This is a genomic window from Anaerococcus sp. HMSC075B03, from assembly GCF_001815585.1.
In the GTDB taxonomy this organism is placed as follows: Bacteria; Bacillota; Clostridia; order Tissierellales; family Peptoniphilaceae; genus Anaerococcus; species Anaerococcus vaginalis.
Map to the genome: position 1 here is coordinate 61,181 of NZ_KV821203.1, position 16,195 is coordinate 77,375.

General features: G+C 28.7%; 13 protein-coding genes and 1 pseudogene. 13 read left to right on the top strand and 1 reads right to left on the bottom strand.

Features of this window, described 5'->3' with window-relative positions:
* The first annotated feature begins 2 nt into the window (after positions 1–2).
* From HMPREF3045_RS08015 to rpe, 4 genes are read left to right on the top strand one after another with little or no spacing between them, the layout of a single operon-like run.
* Positions 3–731 carry a Stp1/IreP family PP2C-type Ser/Thr phosphatase gene (locus tag HMPREF3045_RS08015; RefSeq protein WP_070738492.1) on the top strand — a complete coding sequence of 243 codons (729 nt, stop codon included), beginning with the start codon at positions 3–5 and terminating at the stop codon, positions 729–731.
* Positions 732–738: 7 nt separating this feature from the next.
* Positions 739–2,742 carry a Stk1 family PASTA domain-containing Ser/Thr kinase gene (gene pknB / locus HMPREF3045_RS08020; protein WP_070738494.1) on the top strand — a complete coding sequence of 668 codons (2,004 nt, stop codon included), beginning with the start codon at positions 739–741 and terminating at the stop codon, positions 2,740–2,742.
* The gene (gene rsgA, locus HMPREF3045_RS08025) at positions 2,739–3,602 is read left to right on the top strand and encodes a ribosome small subunit-dependent GTPase A (protein ID WP_070738496.1); all 864 of its coding nucleotides are present in this window, start codon (positions 2,739–2,741) and stop codon (positions 3,600–3,602) included. Before pknB ends, rsgA begins: the two co-directional genes overlap by 4 nt.
* The gene (gene rpe / locus HMPREF3045_RS08030; protein ID WP_019117966.1) at positions 3,596–4,258 is read left to right on the top strand and encodes a ribulose-phosphate 3-epimerase; all 663 of its coding nucleotides are present in this window, start codon (positions 3,596–3,598) and stop codon (positions 4,256–4,258) included. Before rsgA ends, rpe begins: the two co-directional genes overlap by 7 nt.
* 96 nt (positions 4,259–4,354) lie before the next feature.
* On the opposite strand, the gene rpmB is transcribed toward rpe, so the two are convergent.
* Entirely contained in the window at positions 4,355–4,543 is a 189-nt protein-coding gene (gene rpmB, locus HMPREF3045_RS08035) for a 50S ribosomal protein L28 (protein ID WP_004838566.1), read from the bottom strand.
* Between the two features lie 164 nt (positions 4,544–4,707).
* Here rpmB and murB point away from each other — a divergent pair, with 164 nt between their 5' ends.
* The 9 genes and pseudogenes from murB to HMPREF3045_RS09495 form a co-directional block, all read left to right on the top strand.
* Positions 4,708–5,610 carry a UDP-N-acetylmuramate dehydrogenase gene (murB, locus tag HMPREF3045_RS08040; RefSeq protein WP_070738498.1) on the top strand — a complete coding sequence of 301 codons (903 nt, stop codon included), beginning with the start codon at positions 4,708–4,710 and terminating at the stop codon, positions 5,608–5,610.
* On the top strand, positions 5,610–6,464 hold the full coding sequence (gene rapZ, locus HMPREF3045_RS08045) for an RNase adapter RapZ (RefSeq protein ID WP_070738500.1): 855 nt from the start codon (positions 5,610–5,612) through the stop codon (positions 6,462–6,464). The genes murB and rapZ overlap by 1 nt, the downstream gene beginning before the upstream one ends.
* Complete coding sequence (locus HMPREF3045_RS08050; RefSeq protein WP_070738502.1) at positions 6,452–7,174, top strand: tyrosine-protein phosphatase; 723 nt, start codon at positions 6,452–6,454, stop codon at positions 7,172–7,174. Before rapZ ends, HMPREF3045_RS08050 begins: the two co-directional genes overlap by 13 nt.
* Positions 7,175–7,185: 11 nt before the next feature.
* Positions 7,186–8,103 carry a DNA-binding protein WhiA gene (whiA, locus tag HMPREF3045_RS08055; protein ID WP_070738504.1) on the top strand — a complete coding sequence of 306 codons (918 nt, stop codon included), beginning with the start codon at positions 7,186–7,188 and terminating at the stop codon, positions 8,101–8,103.
* Positions 8,103–11,552 (top strand): DNA polymerase III subunit alpha, encoded by a 3,450-nt coding sequence (locus HMPREF3045_RS08060; RefSeq protein ID WP_070738506.1) that lies wholly within the window; start codon positions 8,103–8,105, stop codon positions 11,550–11,552. The genes whiA and HMPREF3045_RS08060 overlap by 1 nt, the downstream gene beginning before the upstream one ends.
* Before the next feature lie 10 nt (positions 11,553–11,562).
* A complete protein-coding gene (gene pfkA / locus HMPREF3045_RS08065; RefSeq protein ID WP_004838572.1) occupies positions 11,563–12,522 on the top strand; it encodes a 6-phosphofructokinase in 960 nt (319 codons plus the stop codon).
* Between the two features lie 24 nt (positions 12,523–12,546).
* Positions 12,547–14,319: a pyruvate kinase gene (gene pyk, locus HMPREF3045_RS08070; RefSeq protein WP_070607179.1), complete on the top strand. Its 1,773-nt coding sequence runs from the start codon at positions 12,547–12,549 to the stop codon at positions 14,317–14,319.
* Positions 14,319–15,845, top strand: coding sequence for a 23S rRNA (uracil(1939)-C(5))-methyltransferase RlmD (gene rlmD, locus HMPREF3045_RS08075; protein ID WP_070738508.1), 1,527 nt, complete (start codon positions 14,319–14,321; stop codon positions 15,843–15,845). Before pyk ends, rlmD begins: the two co-directional genes overlap by 1 nt.
* Positions 15,846–15,994: 149 nt before the next feature.
* Positions 15,995–16,195 (top strand): annotated as a pseudogene (locus HMPREF3045_RS09495) (class I SAM-dependent methyltransferase); the annotation flags it as partial.

Below are 16,195 nucleotides of genomic sequence, written 5' to 3' on the forward strand. Positions count from 1 at the left end.
AAATGAAATTTAGTACTATTTCAAATATCGGCAAAGTAAGAAGTGAAAATCAGGATTATTATGGAAATCTTGATTTGGGAAATTATAGTTTTTTTATTGTAGCCGATGGTATGGGTGGATATAATGGAGGAGAAATTGCTTCAAAACTTGCAGCAAAATATTATTTAGAATATATAAAAAATTCTAATATTAAAGATTTTTCTTCTATTATTGACTTGCAAGAAGAAGCTTTACAAAGTGCAAATGATAAAATTTTTTCTTTATCAAAATCATACGAAGAATATGCAAATATGGGAACAACTGCAGTTTGTGTTTGCATAGATTATGAAAAAAAATCTTATCATATAACACACATTGGAGATTCTCGATGCTACATATATTCAGATAAAAAATTACAACTTATAACTAGAGATCATTCTTTGGTAAATGATCTTATAGATTCAGGCTCTCTTACAGAAGATGAAGCAGAAAATTTTGCAAATAAGTCTACTATAACAAGAGCAGTTGGAGTAGGAAGTAAAATCAGACCAGATTCTAGGTCTTTGGATATGAAAGATAGTGATATAATGCTTATGGTTACTGACGGTTTGACAAATGAAGTTAGTGATGTAGAAATAGAAGCTATTATTGCCAATAATTCTACAGCTGATAAAATTTCATCAAGCCTAGTTGATTTGGCGATAAAAAATGGTGGACATGATAATATCACTGTAACTACAATTTTGATTTGAGGTAAGTATGGACAATATTATTTTAGGTAATAGGTATAAATTGCAAGATCTTATTGGTGTAGGAGGAATGGCAAAAGTTTATAAGGCGACTGATAGACTTCTACAAAGAGATGTAGCAATAAAAATTTTAAAAGATCAATATGCTGAAGATGAAGAATTTGTAAAGAAATTTTCTAATGAAGCTTTATCAGCAGCAAGACTTACACATGTAAATATTGTAAGTGTTTATGATATAGGCGAAGATTTAATTGAAGGCAAAAAAATTCATTATATAGTAATGGAATACGTTGATGGAGAAACACTAAAAGATAAAATTGATAGGGAAAAAAATTTATCTAATCATGATATAGTGGATTATTCAATTCAAATTGCCCAAGCACTTAATCAAGCTCATTCATCAAATATTATTCACAGAGATATAAAACCACAAAATATTTTGATGGATAAATATGGCTTATTAAAAGTTACTGATTTTGGGATAGCTAGAGTTTCTACAAATGCAACTATAACTTACACATCATCAATTTTGGGTACAGTTCATTATATTTCTCCAGAACAAGCTAAGGGCAAATTTGTTGATGAAAAATCAGATCTATATTCTCTTGGAGTTGTTATGTATGAAATGGCAACTGGTAAAGTTCCATTTGATGCGGATAATTCAGTTGGAATTGCAGTTATGCATATCCAAGATGAACCAGAAAGCCCTATAAAATTAAATGAAAATTTATCTCCAAGATTAAATGACATAATAATGAAACTTCTTCAAAAAGATCCACAAGAAAGATTTAAAAGTGCTAATGAATTAATTAGGGCATTAGAAGATAATTCTTATGATATAGGATATTTCAAAAAAGAAGATACAGCAAAAATTCAAAAACCAAAAGATGAAATACAAGAAACATCTTTTATTCCTGTAGTTGAAAATAAAAAGAAAAAACAAAAACCCAAAAAAGAAGAAAATGAAGCTGTATATGTAACACCTACTGATGATTCGGATAAAAAATCTGAAAAAAAATCAAAAAAAAGAAAGATTTTGCCATTTGTTTTGATGCTATTGGCAGTTATTGTGGCGGGATATTTTTATGCAAAATCAAAAGATTCAAACATGGTACAAGTGCCTACAGTTATAAATTTAAGTGAAGAAGAAGCTGTAGAAATTTTGGAAGAAAAAAATCTAAAGGCAAATGTATCTCGCTATGCAAATAGTTCTAATTACGAAAAAGGCAAGGTAATGGAACAAGATCCTAGTCCAAAAACAAAAGTTAAGAAAAACACAACTATAAATCTTGTTATAAGCCAAGGAAAAGAAGTTAAAGTTCCAAATCTTTCTGGCTTAACTTTAGATCAAGCTGAAGAAAAATTAAAAGAACATGATCTAGAATTGGGAAAAACAAAAACAGAATATAGCGATAAGGTTGAAAAAGATAAAATTATTGAGCAAGATCCTGAAAAAAATGAAAAAGTTCAAGCAGGTAGTGAAGTTGATGTTACAATAAGTTTGGGAAAAGAAGAACCTGAAGTTAAAAATGTAAAAGTTCCTTATTTTATAGGCTCATACGAAAAAGATGCAATCAATGTTGCAAAAGATGCAAATCTTACAGTTGAAAATATTAATTATGAATATTCGGATGATTATAAAAAAGGAATTGTAATTGAACAATCTATTTCTGCTGGCACTCAAGTTGCTGAAGGCTCTAAAATTGATTTTGTTGTCTCAAATGGAAAAGATCCAAATAAAGATGACAGCAATGAAGAAAATCAAAATAAGCAAAAGCAAGTAAATGTAAAATTTACTATAAAAGGGCCTCAAGATAAAGATAGTTTTAATGTGAAAGTTTACAAAATATCTGATAGTAACCAAAGAACAGATCTTTTATATAACGAAAATCATAGTTCATCAGAGCTTGATTCTAGTGGAAATATTAATTTAGATTTTAAATCTGTTATAGGCACTAAAGTTGAGATTTTAGTAGATGATAAGTCTCAAGGAGTTTATGAAGTAAACAGATGATTGGTAAAATAATAAAATCACAAAAAGAAATATATTATGTTCTAACTGAACTTGATACTTTTATGTGCAAGGCTAGGGGAGTTTTTAGAAAAAAAAATATAAAACCTCTGGTTGGAGATAATGTAGAATTTGATGTCACAGAAAATTCTAAAGGATATATTACAAAAATTTTAGATAGAAAAAATGAAATTAAAAGACCAAACATAGCAAATATTGACCAAATTTTATATTTTATTACTATAAAAAATCCTAGCCTTAATCTTTTTAATATTGATAAGTACCTAGCTATGTGTGAACATATAAATATTGATGTAGTAATAATAGTTTCCAAAAAAGATTTGGCAGATGATAAAGATTTAGAATTTATAAAAATGTATGAGAAAATAGGTTATAAATTGGTTTTTATTGACAATTATAATGATTTTCCTAAAAATGAAATTTTAAAAATTTTGGATGGAAAAACTTCTGCTGTTTCTGGATCATCTGGTGTCGGCAAATCTACTTTTTTAAATAATCTTGTAGAAGATGAAATAGAAATCGGCACGATTTCAGAAAAATCTAAGAGAGGAAAAAATACAACTAGACATATTGAAATTTTTAATTTAGGAAAAAATACAAATATTTTTGATACACCTGGCTTTGATAGTTTTGATATTGATTTTATTGATGATGAAAAATATTTAAAATATTGTTTTAAAGAATTTGATAATAATTCTTGTAAATTTAATAATTGTAATCATATCAATGAACCAAAGTGTAAAGTTAAAGATGATCTTTTAAAAGGACTTGTTGAAAAAACTAGGTATGAAAATTATTTGTTGTTGTTTGAAGAAATAAAAAAAAGGAGACAAACATGGTAGAGATAGCCCCATCACTTTTATCAGCAAATTTTTCTAATTTGCAAAAAGATTTAGACGAATTGAAAAAATCTAATATTAAATATCTTCATATTGATGTAATGGATGGGAAATTTGTCCCAAATATTTCTTTTGGCTTTCCTATAATAAAAGCTATTAGAAAAGATAATGATTTTGTTTTTGATACTCACTTGATGATTGAAGAGCCTATAAGATATATTGAAAATTTTAAAAAATGTGGATCTGATATAGTTACAATTCATTATGAGGCTTGCTCTAATTTGGATGAAACTATTGAAAAAATTAAATCTTTTGGTATGAAAGTTGGTCTTACTTTTAAACCAAAAACTGATATAAATAAAATCATTCCATATTTAGAAAAAATTGATTTGTGTCTTATTATGAGCGTTGAACCAGGTTTTGGCGGCCAATCTTTTATGGAAGATTCTTTAGAAAAAATTAAAAAAATTAGAGCACTTATCGATGAAAAAAATTTATCTTGCCTTATTGAAGTCGATGGGGGAATTAAAGATTTTAATTTGAAAAAAGTAATTGATGCAGGTGTTGATTTGGTTGTAAGTGGTTCTGATATTTTTTCTAATAATGAAAATTCAATTTCTAGACAAGTTGAAAAATATAAAAAAATAATAAATGAATAAAAAAAATAAAAAATCTCTTTTGAAATTATTATTTTATAATTTCGAAAGAGATTTTTTTAATGAAAAAATAGTGCTTATAGCACTATAAAATTCTTATTAAGCTTTTTCTACTTTTCCGCTTTTTATACATTTAGTACAAACGTTGATTGTTTTTACGCTTCCATTAACTTTAGCTCTTAATTTATGAACGTTTGGTTTAAAGTTTCTATTTAGTCTTCTATGTGAGAAAGTAACTTTGTTACCAAATTTTGTACCTTTTCCACAGATATCACATTCTCTTGCCATACTTTACACCTCCAATGTCTTAGAAATATCTTAGTTATTATATCAAATTTATATCAAATTTTCAAATATAATCGCTACTAGCTATTATATAGAAAAACAGACAAAAAATCAAATAAGAGTATAATAAAAATAGATTTTAGTAAGTAGTTAGACAAGGAGGCTTTATGGATTATAAGTCATTGTATGAAAATAAAGATTTTGGAATTATTAAATTTGATGAACAATTAAAAAATTATACAAATTTTGGCATTGGTGGCAAAGCGGATGTCTTGGTGGAAGTAAAAGAAGAATATCAACTTGTAGATTTAATTAAATTTAATCAAAAAAATAATATAGAAACAACAATCATTGGTAACGGGACAAATATTTTGGTTACTGATAAAGGAATTAGGGGTTGTGTTATAATTATTTCTAAAAATTATGACAGAATTTCTCTTGATGGAAATTTGTTAAGAGTAAGTGCGGGATGTCTTTTATCTAAAGCTAGCAAATTTTCTTTTGAAAATTCTTTAACAGGCATGGAAGAAGTTTCTGGAATTCCTGGAAGCCTTGGTGGAGCTGTTGCTATGAATGCAGGAGCTTATGGCGTTGAGATGAAAGATATAATTAAAAGTGTAAGATTGGTTTCTAAAACTGGGGAAATTTTAGAAGTTTCTAATGAGGATATGGATTTTTCTTATAGACATTCTAAGGTTTTTGATGATGATTTGGTTGTTTCTGAGGCGATTTTTGAATTAAAAAAAGATGATAAAGAAAAAATTTATGAAAAATATGAGGATTTTACAAACAGAAGGGTTACAAAACAACCTCTTGATAAAAAATCTGCAGGTTCTACTTTCAAAAGACCTGTTGGCTCTTTTGCTTCTAAATTAATTGATGAATGTGGTTTAAGGGGCTATAGAAAAGGCGATTGTCAAGTTAGCGAAAAACATTGTGGATTTTTAATTAATAATGGTAATGCAAGTTATGAGGAAATGATTAATTTTATTGAGGAAGTTGCAAGTATTGTTTTTGAAAAAACTGGTTTTAAACTTGAAAGGGAAGTTAAAGTCATAGGAGAAAAATAGTGAAGGTAAAAATAATAACAGGACTTAGTGGCTCTGGAAAATCGACAGCTCTTAGAATTTTTGAAGATCTTGATTATTATGCTATGGATAATGTTCCTGCAACACTTTTGGAAAGTTTTATAAAATTAAATAAACAGCAGGAAAAACCAATAGACAAGCTTGCTTGTGTTGTTGATTTTAGGTCTATAAAAGTTGATAAAAATTTGGTAGAAAATCTGGAAAATCTAAAAAAAATAAACGAAGATACTAAAATAATTTATCTTACAAGTCAAGATGAAACAATTTTAAAAAGATATAATGAACTAAGACGTCCTCATCCTTTGGGTTCTTTTGGAGATGTAAAAGATGGACTTATAAAGGAAAAAAGAGAATTGAAAAAAATTAAGGAAATGGCAGATATTATAATTGATACAAGCTCTTATAATAACAAGGATTTAAAAAAAGTTCTCCTTAATTTTTCTAAAAATAAAGAAAATTTCATTATAAATTTATTTTCTTTTGGATATAAAAATGGTCTAAGTCTTGATGTTGATGTAGTATTTGATTTGAGATTTTTACCTAATCCTTTTTATATAAAAGATTTAAAGCACCTAAATGGAACTGACGAAAAACTACAAGAATATCTTGATGGCTTTGAAATTGCAAATGACTTTAAAAATTTGGTGTATGATAATTTGTTAAAGCTTATTCCGTATTTTATTAAGGAGGGCAAAAACTCAATTTCTATTGGATTTGGTTGCACAGGTGGTCAACACAGGTCAGTTTATATGTGTGAGAAAATTTATGAAAAACTCAAGGATAGCGATTATATAGTTGTGAGAAAACACAGGGATAGGGAAAAATGGAAAAAATAAAATATTTAAAAATTTTACCATTTGAAAATATAAAAAATGCTAGAAACTTGGGAGGTTACCCAACCATTGATGGGGAAATTACTTCTTGGAAATCTTTTATTAGAAGTGCAAATCTTGATTCTTGCACAAAAAAAGATTTGGATTTATTGAAAGATTTAAATGTATCAACAATAATTGATTTAAGACGTGATGACGAAATCAAATATCATTATGAAAAAATCAAAATTTTAAAAGAAAAATTTTCTCATTACAATGTATCGCTTTCTCCAAGGCCAATGCGCCAGGAAGAAATCCAAAGATTAATTGAAAAAAAAGATACAATAGGAAAATCTTATATTACATTAATTGATAATTTTCCTGCTATAAAAAAGATTTTTGAAATAATGGCAAATGCTGATGGAAGTGTACTTTTTCATTGCCAAGAAGGTAAAGATAGAACTGGAATTATTTCTATGATTTTATTTGGACTTGTAGGAGTTTTTAGGACAGATATTATGGCTGACTATGAAATTTCTTCTGCTAATTTGGGTTATGTAGATAGGTATGGGCAAAATGAAAACGAATCAGTTTTTAGGATAACTTCTCCATACAACATAAAAGAAGCCATTGAGTATATACAAAGAAAATATGGAACTTATGATGCATACTTAGAATATGCAGGTGTTGAAAAGAAAATTATAGAAAAAATTAAAGAAAAAATGATTGAATAGAGAGTGATTATATGTCTTTTTCAAAAAGATGTAAAAAAGAAATATTAAAAAAAGAGCCTGATTATAAAGAGATTGATATGGAATTATTAGCCTACTTTTATTTTCAAGGCTCTATTAGGATAGTGAATAATTCTTACCAAATTTTATTTAAGGCAAGCGAGAACATAGAAGCAAGATATATTTACAAGATTATAAAAGAAAAATATAACTATTCTCCAGCTATGGAAATCCAAAATAAAAGAAAATTTTCAAAAGATAGGTCTTATGTTGTCTTGGTAGAAGATAGCAAAGTGGCAGATAAAATTTTAGCACTTGCAGATTCTTATAGCTTATATGAATTTGAAAATTTTTTTGAAAATATCAAAAGTAGAAATGAAAAAAAGATTATTTTGAAATTGGCATTTTTGCTTAAAGGCTCAATTAATGATCCCTATAGGGGCTATAATCTTGAAATTAATGTTCAACAAAAAGAAGAAGCGCTTTTGATAGGAAAAATTATGGAAGAATTTTCTATAAATCCAAAATTAAATTTGAGAAATGATTCTTATTGTGTTTACATAAAAGATTCTGATAAAATTTCAGATTTTTTGGCTTTAATTGGAGCAAATAAATCACTTTTTGATTTAGAAAATGTAAGGGCGATGAAGTCTATTAGAAATGACATAAATAGGCAAACAAATTTCGACAAGGCAAATATTGATAGGACTGTAAAAGCAGCCTTTAGACAAGTTGATGCAATAAATAAATTAAAAGAAAAAAATATTTTAGAAAATCAAGCAGAAGATTTGCAAAAAATTGCCGAATTAAGGCTTGCCTATCCTTATATTTCTCTTGAAGAATTGGGCAAAATGATGACGCCAGTCCTTTCAAAAGCTAAGGTTAATTACAGACTCCAAAAACTTATAAAACTTGCAGAAAGTGAGGAATAATGACAAATAATTTTACCCACCTCCACCTTCATACAGAATATTCACTTTTAGATGGTTTTACAAAAATTGATAAATTAATGGAAAAGCTAAAAGAATTTGGAATGGATTCTTGCGCAATAACAGACCATGGAAATATGTATGGGGTCATAGAATTTTACAAAAAATGCCAAGCAAATAATATTAAACCAATAATTGGTTGTGAAGTTTACATTTGTGAAAATGATTATAAAATAAAAACTCCCCAAAATAAAAGATATTACCATCTTATTCTTTTGGCAAAAAATAATAATGGCTATAAAAATCTTTTAAAAATCGTATCAAAAGCCTACACACAAGGATATTATTATAAGCCAAGAATAGATTTTGAAGTTTTAAAAGAATACAAAGAAGACTTGATAGGTCTTTCAGCTTGCTTAAATGGAGAAATTAATCAAAGAATTTTAGAAAATGATATAAAAAAAGCATATTCTACAGCAAAAAAATATCTCGATTTATTTGGCAAAGAAAATTTTTATTTGGAAGTACAATATCATGGTTTAAAAGAACAAAAAAAAGTTAATGAAGTATTACTTCAAATTCACAAGGATTTGGATATAGAACTGGTATGCACAAATGATGTTCATTATGTTGAAAAAAATGATGCCTTTTATCAAGATGTTTTATCATGTATCCAAACAGGTTCTTTATTAGAAGATGAAAATAGGATGAAAATGCCTGTTGATGAATTTTATCTAAAAGATTCTCAAATAATGGAAGAAATTTTTAAAGATTTTCCAAGAGCTTTTGAGAATACACAAAAAATTTCTGCTATGTGCAATGTTAGCCTAGAATTTCATAATCCTCACCTACCATATTTTACAAAACTTCCAAAAGATACAACAAATCTTGAATATCTAAAAATTCTAGTAAAAGAAGGTCTTATAAAAAAATACAAAAATTTAGATGAAAAAATTATAAAAAGAGCAAAAAAAGAAATCGACGTAATAAATAATATGGGTTATGTAGATTATTTTTTAATTGTTTGGGATTTTGTAAAATATGCCAAAGATAATAAGATTGCAGTAGGACCTGGTAGGGGATCAGCAGCAGGTTCAATTGTATCTTATGCTCTCGATATTACACAAATTGATCCTTTAAAATATGATTTGCTTTTTGAAAGATTTTTAAATCCAGAAAGAGTTTCAATGCCTGATATTGATATAGATTTTTGCTATGAAAATAGGGATAAGGTAGTTGAATATGTATATGAACTTTACGGACGAGATCATGTTTCGCAAATAGTAACTTTTGGTAGGATGCAGGCAAGAAATGCCATAAGAGATGTGGGAAGGGTTATGAATATTTCCTACAATAAGGTTGATAAAATAGCAAAATTAATTCCTCAAGCAATAGGAATGACAATTGATAAGGCTCTTGATTCTACTGAAAAATTAGCTTACGAATATCAAAATGATGTTGAAACAAAAAGAATGATAGATACTGCAAGAAATATCGAAGCCTTACCAAGGCATACATCAATCCATGCGGCAGGAGTTGTTATAAGCAAGGAAATTTTAACAGATATTGTTCCTCTTGCTTTATCAAACGATCAGATAGTTACCCAATTTAATATGACAGAAATTGAAGAATTGGGTTTGTTAAAGATGGATTTTTTGGGACTTAGAAATCTTACAGTAATTCAAGATACAATAAAGGATATAAAGAAAAATAAAAATATAGATATTGATCTTGGGGCAATTGATGAAAATGATCCGAAAGTTATAAGTCAATTTACCAAGGCTGAAACAGTTGGGATTTTTCAATTTGAATCAGCTGGTATGAGAAATTTTCTTAAAAATTTAAAACCAACAAGATTCGATGATTTGGTTGCAGCAAATTCACTTTTTAGACCAGGACCAATGGATCAAATTCCAAATTATATAAAAAACAAAATAAATCCAGAAAATATATCCTACATAGATGATGCTTTAAAACCAATTCTTGAAGTAACTTACGGAATAATTGTATACCAAGAGCAAGTTATGCAAATTGTGCAAAAACTTGCTGGATTTTCGCTTGGGGAAGCTGACAATCTAAGACGAGCAATGAGCAAAAAGAAAATGAGCGTAATGGAAGCAAATAGGGAAATATTTGTGCACGGAAAGAAAAATCAAAGTGGAGAATATGAAGTAAAAGGTTGTGTAAATAATGGTATTTCAGAAATTAATGCCAATAAGATATACGATGAAATGATTTCTTTTGCAAAATACGCCTTTAACAAATCTCACTCAGCGGCTTATTCCTTAGTAGCTATTCAAACTGCATTTTTGAAATATTATTTTAAAGAAGAATATATGGCAAATCTATTGACTTCAATTATGGGCAATTCTTCTAAAGTTTATTTATATATTTCAGAGGCAAAAAGGCTTGGAATAAAAATTGTTCCACCAAATATAAATAAATCAAAAAGAAGATTTGTAGCAAATAAAAATGAAATAGTATTTGGTCTTTCAGCTATAAAAAATGTTGGAGAAAATTTAATAGATTTGATTGTCAATTTAAGAAAAGAGAAAAAATTTAAAAGCTTTAAAGATTTTCTAGAAAGAATTGAGGCAAATGATCCAACAGTTTTAAATAAAAAAGCCTTGGAATCTCTAATAAAAGCAGGAGTTTTTGACTGTCTAGGATACAAAAGATCAGAGCTTATGGCAGTACACGAAACAGCTCTTCAATCAATTCATGATAATGAGAAAGTGAATTTAAAAGGTCAAATGAATTTGCTTGATTTTGACCAAAACAAAGAAGAAATAATAGATGACATAAAATTTCCACCAGTTAATGAATATAAAAACAAGCAAAAATTAAAATTAGAAAAGGAAGTTTTAGGTTTTTATATTTCAGATCATCCCTTAAATTCTTTAGGAAATAATTTAAAAAATTATGTAAATTTTACAACGGAAATTTTAAGTGAGCTAAGACCAGTAGATTTAGATAAATTTGACAATAAAAGTGTAACAATGGCAGGAATTATTACAAATAAATCTGAAACTATGACAAAAAAAAGTACCTTAATGGCATTTTGTTCTTTGGAAGATATGTCTGGATCAATAGAGATGATAATTTTTCCAAATATTTATAAAGATGTAAAAAATATAATTGAAAATGATACACTTGTGATGGTTAGTGGAAATCTACAATCTAGTGATGATGAGTTGAAATTGATTGTATCAAATATAAAAGAAATTGATGAAAATTCTTTTAAAAATTTGTATATAAAAATGGAATATGTAAGGTATAATAAAATACGAAAAGATCTAATGAGTAACCATGGTAGCACACCAGTGATAATTTATTTTTCTGACAAAAAAAAGACAGTCAAACTTGATAAAAGCTTGTGGATTGACCAAAATTCAGATATAATAAATTATCTGAAGTTGAAACTTGGGAAGGATAATGTTAAATTAATTTAAAGGAGAAACAATGAAAACAATAGGTATACTTACTAGTGGTGGCGATGCACCGGGAATGAATTCAGCGATTAGAGCTGCAGTAAGAACAGCCCTAAACAATGGAATGAGAGTAAAAGGAATAAGAAATGGATATGACGGGTTGATGAAAGGAGATATTTATGAAATGAATGTTTCATCAGTTGCCGATATTATCCATAAAGGTGGTACAATTCTTGGAACTGCAAGATCAACTGAATTTAAAAATGCAGAAGGTCAAAAAAGAGGAGCTCAAATCCTTAAAGATTATGGAATCGAAGGACTAATCGTAATTGGTGGAGATGGTTCTTTTAAAGGAGCAAAGGCTCTTAGTGATTTGGGAATAAAAACCATAGGAATTCCGGGCACAATTGATAATGATATGGGCTATACAGATTTTACAATAGGATTTTTTACTGCAATTGAAACAGTAACTGATGCTATTGGGAAATTAAGAGATACTTCATCATCTCACGGAAGAGCAGTTGTAATAGAAGTTATGGGACGTAATTGTGGAGATTTAGCTTTATTTTCAGGACTTGCAGGTGGAGCAGAATCAATCATAGTTCCAGAACACAAATTCTCAATTGATGAAATAGTTGAGAAAGTAAATCACGGAAGAAAAAGAGGAAAATTACACCATCTTATAGTTCTTGCCGAAGGAGTTGGCAATCCATATACTGTAGCAAAAGAAGTTGAAGAAAGAAGTGGAGTTGAAACAAAAGTTACAGTTCTAGGTCACGTTCAAAGAGGAGGCTCTCCATCTTCAGCTGATAGATTATTAGGTTCTATTATGGGGGCAACAGCAGCAGAATTATTAAACGAAGAAAAAACAAATATAGCTTTAGGCTATACAAATGGAAAAATAAATCAAGTTAGCATAGATGAAGCAGTATCAATGAATTCTGATTTTAATGAAGATCTTTACAGACTTGCTAACAAATTATCTAAATAAATAGGAATAGGTGGAGGATAAGTTATGAAACCAGATATATTAAAGAAAACCAAAATTGTATGTACAATAGGACCAGCTTCACAATCTCCAGAAGTTTTGGAGCAATTGATTAAAAATGGAATGAATGTTGCAAGATTAAATTTCTCACATGGATCTCATGAGGAACATCTTGAAAAAATTAAAACTATAAAAAGAATAAGAAGAAAATTAAATGTTCCTTTGGGACTTATGCTTGATACAAAAGGTCCAGAAATTAGAATTGGAAAATTTGAAGAAAAGGAATATTTCTTGAAACCAGATGATATTTTTACACTAACAACTAGAAATATTGTTGGAAACAAAGATATTGTATCAGTTTCATACGAAGGCTTACCACAAGATGTAGAAAAAGGCTCAATAATTTCAGTAGATGATGGTTTAATTCAACTTGAAGTAATTGAAATTAAAGATGGAACAGAAATAGTTTGTAGAGTACAAAATAATGGAGTAATTTCTAATAACAAAGGAGTAAATCTTCCGGGAAGAGTTACAAACCTACCATCAATAACACCAAAAGATGTAGATGATATTAAATTCGGAATTGAAAACGGCATTGACATGATAGCAGCATCTTTTGTTAGAAAAAAAGAAGACATTTATGATATAAGAAAAGTCCTTGAAGATCATGGCGGAGAAGATATTTTGATTATATCAAAAATAGAATCTCAAGAAGGTGTAGATAATGCTGATGAAATAATCGAAGCGAGCGATGGAATTATGGTTGCAAGAGGAGATTTGGGAGTAGAAATCAGAACAGAGCTTATTCCTCTTGTACAAAAAGAAATTATCAGAAAATGTAATAAGGCTGCAAAACCAGTAATTACAGCTACACAAATGCTAGATTCAATGCAAAGAAATCCAAGACCTACAAGAGCAGAAACAACCGACGTTGCAAATGCAATTATAGATGGAACAGATTGTGTAATGCTTTCAGGAGAAACAGCAGCAGGAAAATATCCAGTAGAAGCTGTTAAAACTATGAGAGATATTTGTATTACAACAGAATTATCAGACGATTTCGAAGAAAATATTTATCAAACAGAAATAGATAGAAAAATTACAACAACAAACGCAATTTCAAAATCAACTTGTACAATAGCAAGTCAATTGAGAGCAAAAGCTATAATTACTTGTACAGCATCAGGAAATACAGCAAAGGCAGTTTCTAAATTTAGACCAAGAACAAATATAATTGCTTGTACAATAGATGAAAAAGTTGCAAGAAGATTGTCAGTATCTTGGGGAGTGTATCCTATAATTGTAGATACAGCTCATGAAACAGACGAATTAATCGAAAGAGCAATAGTTGGAGCATTAAAAGAAAATTACGTACAAGAAGGAGATTTGACAGTTTTAACTGCAGGAATTCCACTTGGAGTTTCAGGAACATCAAACCTAATAAAAGTTCACGTAATTGGAGATATAATTGCAAATGGAACAGGAGTTGGAAACAAATCCGTTTCAGCAAAAGTTGTAGTTGGTTCTACAAAAGAAGAACTTGAAGGAAAATTTGAAGACGGAGATATAATTGTTGCAAAATATACCGACAAAGATATAAACGAATTTATGGAAAGATCTTCAGGAGTTATTGCAGAAAATGGAGGACTAACAAGCCACACAGCAGTTGTAGCAATCCATTTTGGAATTCCAGCAATACTTGGAGTAAAAAATATTACAAACCTATTAGAAGACGGAGATACAATAACACTTGATCCACTTGGAGGAATAATCTACAAGGGAGAAGCAAAGGTATTATAATGGAAATAAAAAATATCAAAATAATTGATATTCTACAAGACGGTAGGGCAGTTGCAAAAACAGAAAGTAAAACTGCCTTTATAGAAGGCGCGATTTACGGAGAAGTTTGCAATATAAAAGTAAATAATGAAAAAAAGAATTTCTTTGAAGCAGAAAAAACAAAAACTTTAGAGAAATCCCCCTACCTTAGAAAACCACCATGTCCATATTATTATGAATGTGGTGGTTGTTCTATTATGGATATAAATTATAAAAGTCAAATAAAATTAAAGAAAAATTTAATAAAAAATGCCCTATTAAAATCAGCAAAAATAAAAATTGATGATATAGAAATACTAGAAGGAGAAGAATTTGGATATAGAAATAAAATTAGGCTACAAATAACAAAAGAAGGAGAACTAGCCTATAACAAAAAATATTCCAATGACCTTGTAGAAATAAAAGATTGCCTTTTAGCGAAAGATTTAATAAGAAAAAATCTAGAAAAAATAGAAGAAATCACAAAAGATATTACAAAAAAATATCCAAATAGCCTGGAAGAAATAACAATAAGAGCAAACGAAAAAGAAATACTTTTAAATATAAAAATAAAAGACGAAAAAATTATCCCATATATAAAAAATCAATACAAAGATTCAACTTACAACATTAACCTAATAAATAAAAAAGAAAAAATAAATATTTCAGGCAAAGATTATCTCATATATAATCTATTAGGAAAAAAATTCAAAATATCTATGAACGATTTTTACCAAGTAAATGATTATATGACAGAAAAATTATACAAAACAGCCAAAGATTTTCTAGGAGAAAATCAAAAAGTCCTAGACCTATTTTGTGGCTCAGCAACAAGCTCAATCGCCATAAACGATGATCATGTTGTAGGAATAGAAATAAACAAAAACGCCATAAAAGATGCAAAAGAAAACGCAAAAGAAAATGATCTAAAAGATTATAAATTCATAGCAAAAAACGCAAACTACATAGACGATAAATTTATAAAAAAAGAAAAAATAGACGCCATAGTTCTAGACCCACCAAGGGCTGGTCTTGATAAAGAAATAATAAAAACAATAGCAAAAACAAAAATAAAAAAAATAGTCTACATTTCCTGTAATCCCCAAACACTTGCAAGGGATATAAATAGATTTCAAGATAGGGGATATAAACTTGAAAAAATCAAGGGATGTGATATGTTTTCAGAGACTATGCATGTGGAGACGGTAGCTCTGTTGTCCAAACTCGATGTCGATAAGCATATAGACGTTGTAATTGAGCTGGATGAGCTTGATTTGATAAGTGCCGAAAGTAAGGCAACATATGCTCAAATCAAAGAATATGTTTGGAATAAATTTGATTTAAAAGTTTCGACATTATATATTGCACAGATAAAAAGGAAATGTGGAATAGAATTACGAGAACATTACAACAAGTCTAAAAAGGAGAAACAAATTATCCCACAGTGTACACCTGAAAAAGAAGAAGCCATCATGGATGCCTTGAGACACTTCAAAATGATTGAATAGAAAGGAAGACTGCCTATGACTCTCAGCATTTAAGACATTCATGCTCGGTATAGGAACAGCTATTATTCCTTTCTTGCAAGGTATCAATTAGAAATTAGGCTCAATATAAAGATTGATAGTATCATTTTTATATTTAAAGGAGCGTTGAAATGATTGATAAAAGCAATAAAAAATTTTGGGATAAATTTGCTAAGCTATATGCTCCTTTCATGAAAAAAACAAAGGAGTATATGATAGAGTTTGCGAATACATTCGTCCTCATTTGAATAAAGATATGGAGGTGCTTGAACTTGTTTGTGGAGTAAAATCTTTCTTATCTTATAAATTCGATATTACAAAGCATAAGAATT

Coding starts and splice junctions, on each gene's coding strand:
- HMPREF3045_RS08015 (WP_070738492.1), top strand. CDS start 3: ATGAAATTTAGTACTATTTCAAATATCGGCAAAGTAAGAAGTGAAAAT.
- pknB (WP_070738494.1), top strand. CDS start 739: ATGGACAATATTATTTTAGGTAATAGGTATAAATTGCAAGATCTTATT.
- rsgA (WP_070738496.1), top strand. CDS start 2,739: ATGATTGGTAAAATAATAAAATCACAAAAAGAAATATATTATGTTCTA.
- rpe (WP_019117966.1), top strand. CDS start 3,596: ATGGTAGAGATAGCCCCATCACTTTTATCAGCAAATTTTTCTAATTTG.
- rpmB (WP_004838566.1), bottom strand. CDS start 4,543: ATGGCAAGAGAATGTGATATCTGTGGAAAAGGTACAAAATTTGGTAAC.
- murB (WP_070738498.1), top strand. CDS start 4,708: ATGGATTATAAGTCATTGTATGAAAATAAAGATTTTGGAATTATTAAA.
- HMPREF3045_RS08050 (WP_070738502.1), top strand. CDS start 6,452: ATGGAAAAAATAAAATATTTAAAAATTTTACCATTTGAAAATATAAAA.
- whiA (WP_070738504.1), top strand. CDS start 7,186: ATGTCTTTTTCAAAAAGATGTAAAAAAGAAATATTAAAAAAAGAGCCT.
- HMPREF3045_RS08060 (WP_070738506.1), top strand. CDS start 8,103: ATGACAAATAATTTTACCCACCTCCACCTTCATACAGAATATTCACTT.
- pfkA (WP_004838572.1), top strand. CDS start 11,563: ATGAAAACAATAGGTATACTTACTAGTGGTGGCGATGCACCGGGAATG.
- pyk (WP_070607179.1), top strand. CDS start 12,547: ATGAAACCAGATATATTAAAGAAAACCAAAATTGTATGTACAATAGGA.
- rlmD (WP_070738508.1), top strand. CDS start 14,319: ATGGAAATAAAAAATATCAAAATAATTGATATTCTACAAGACGGTAGG.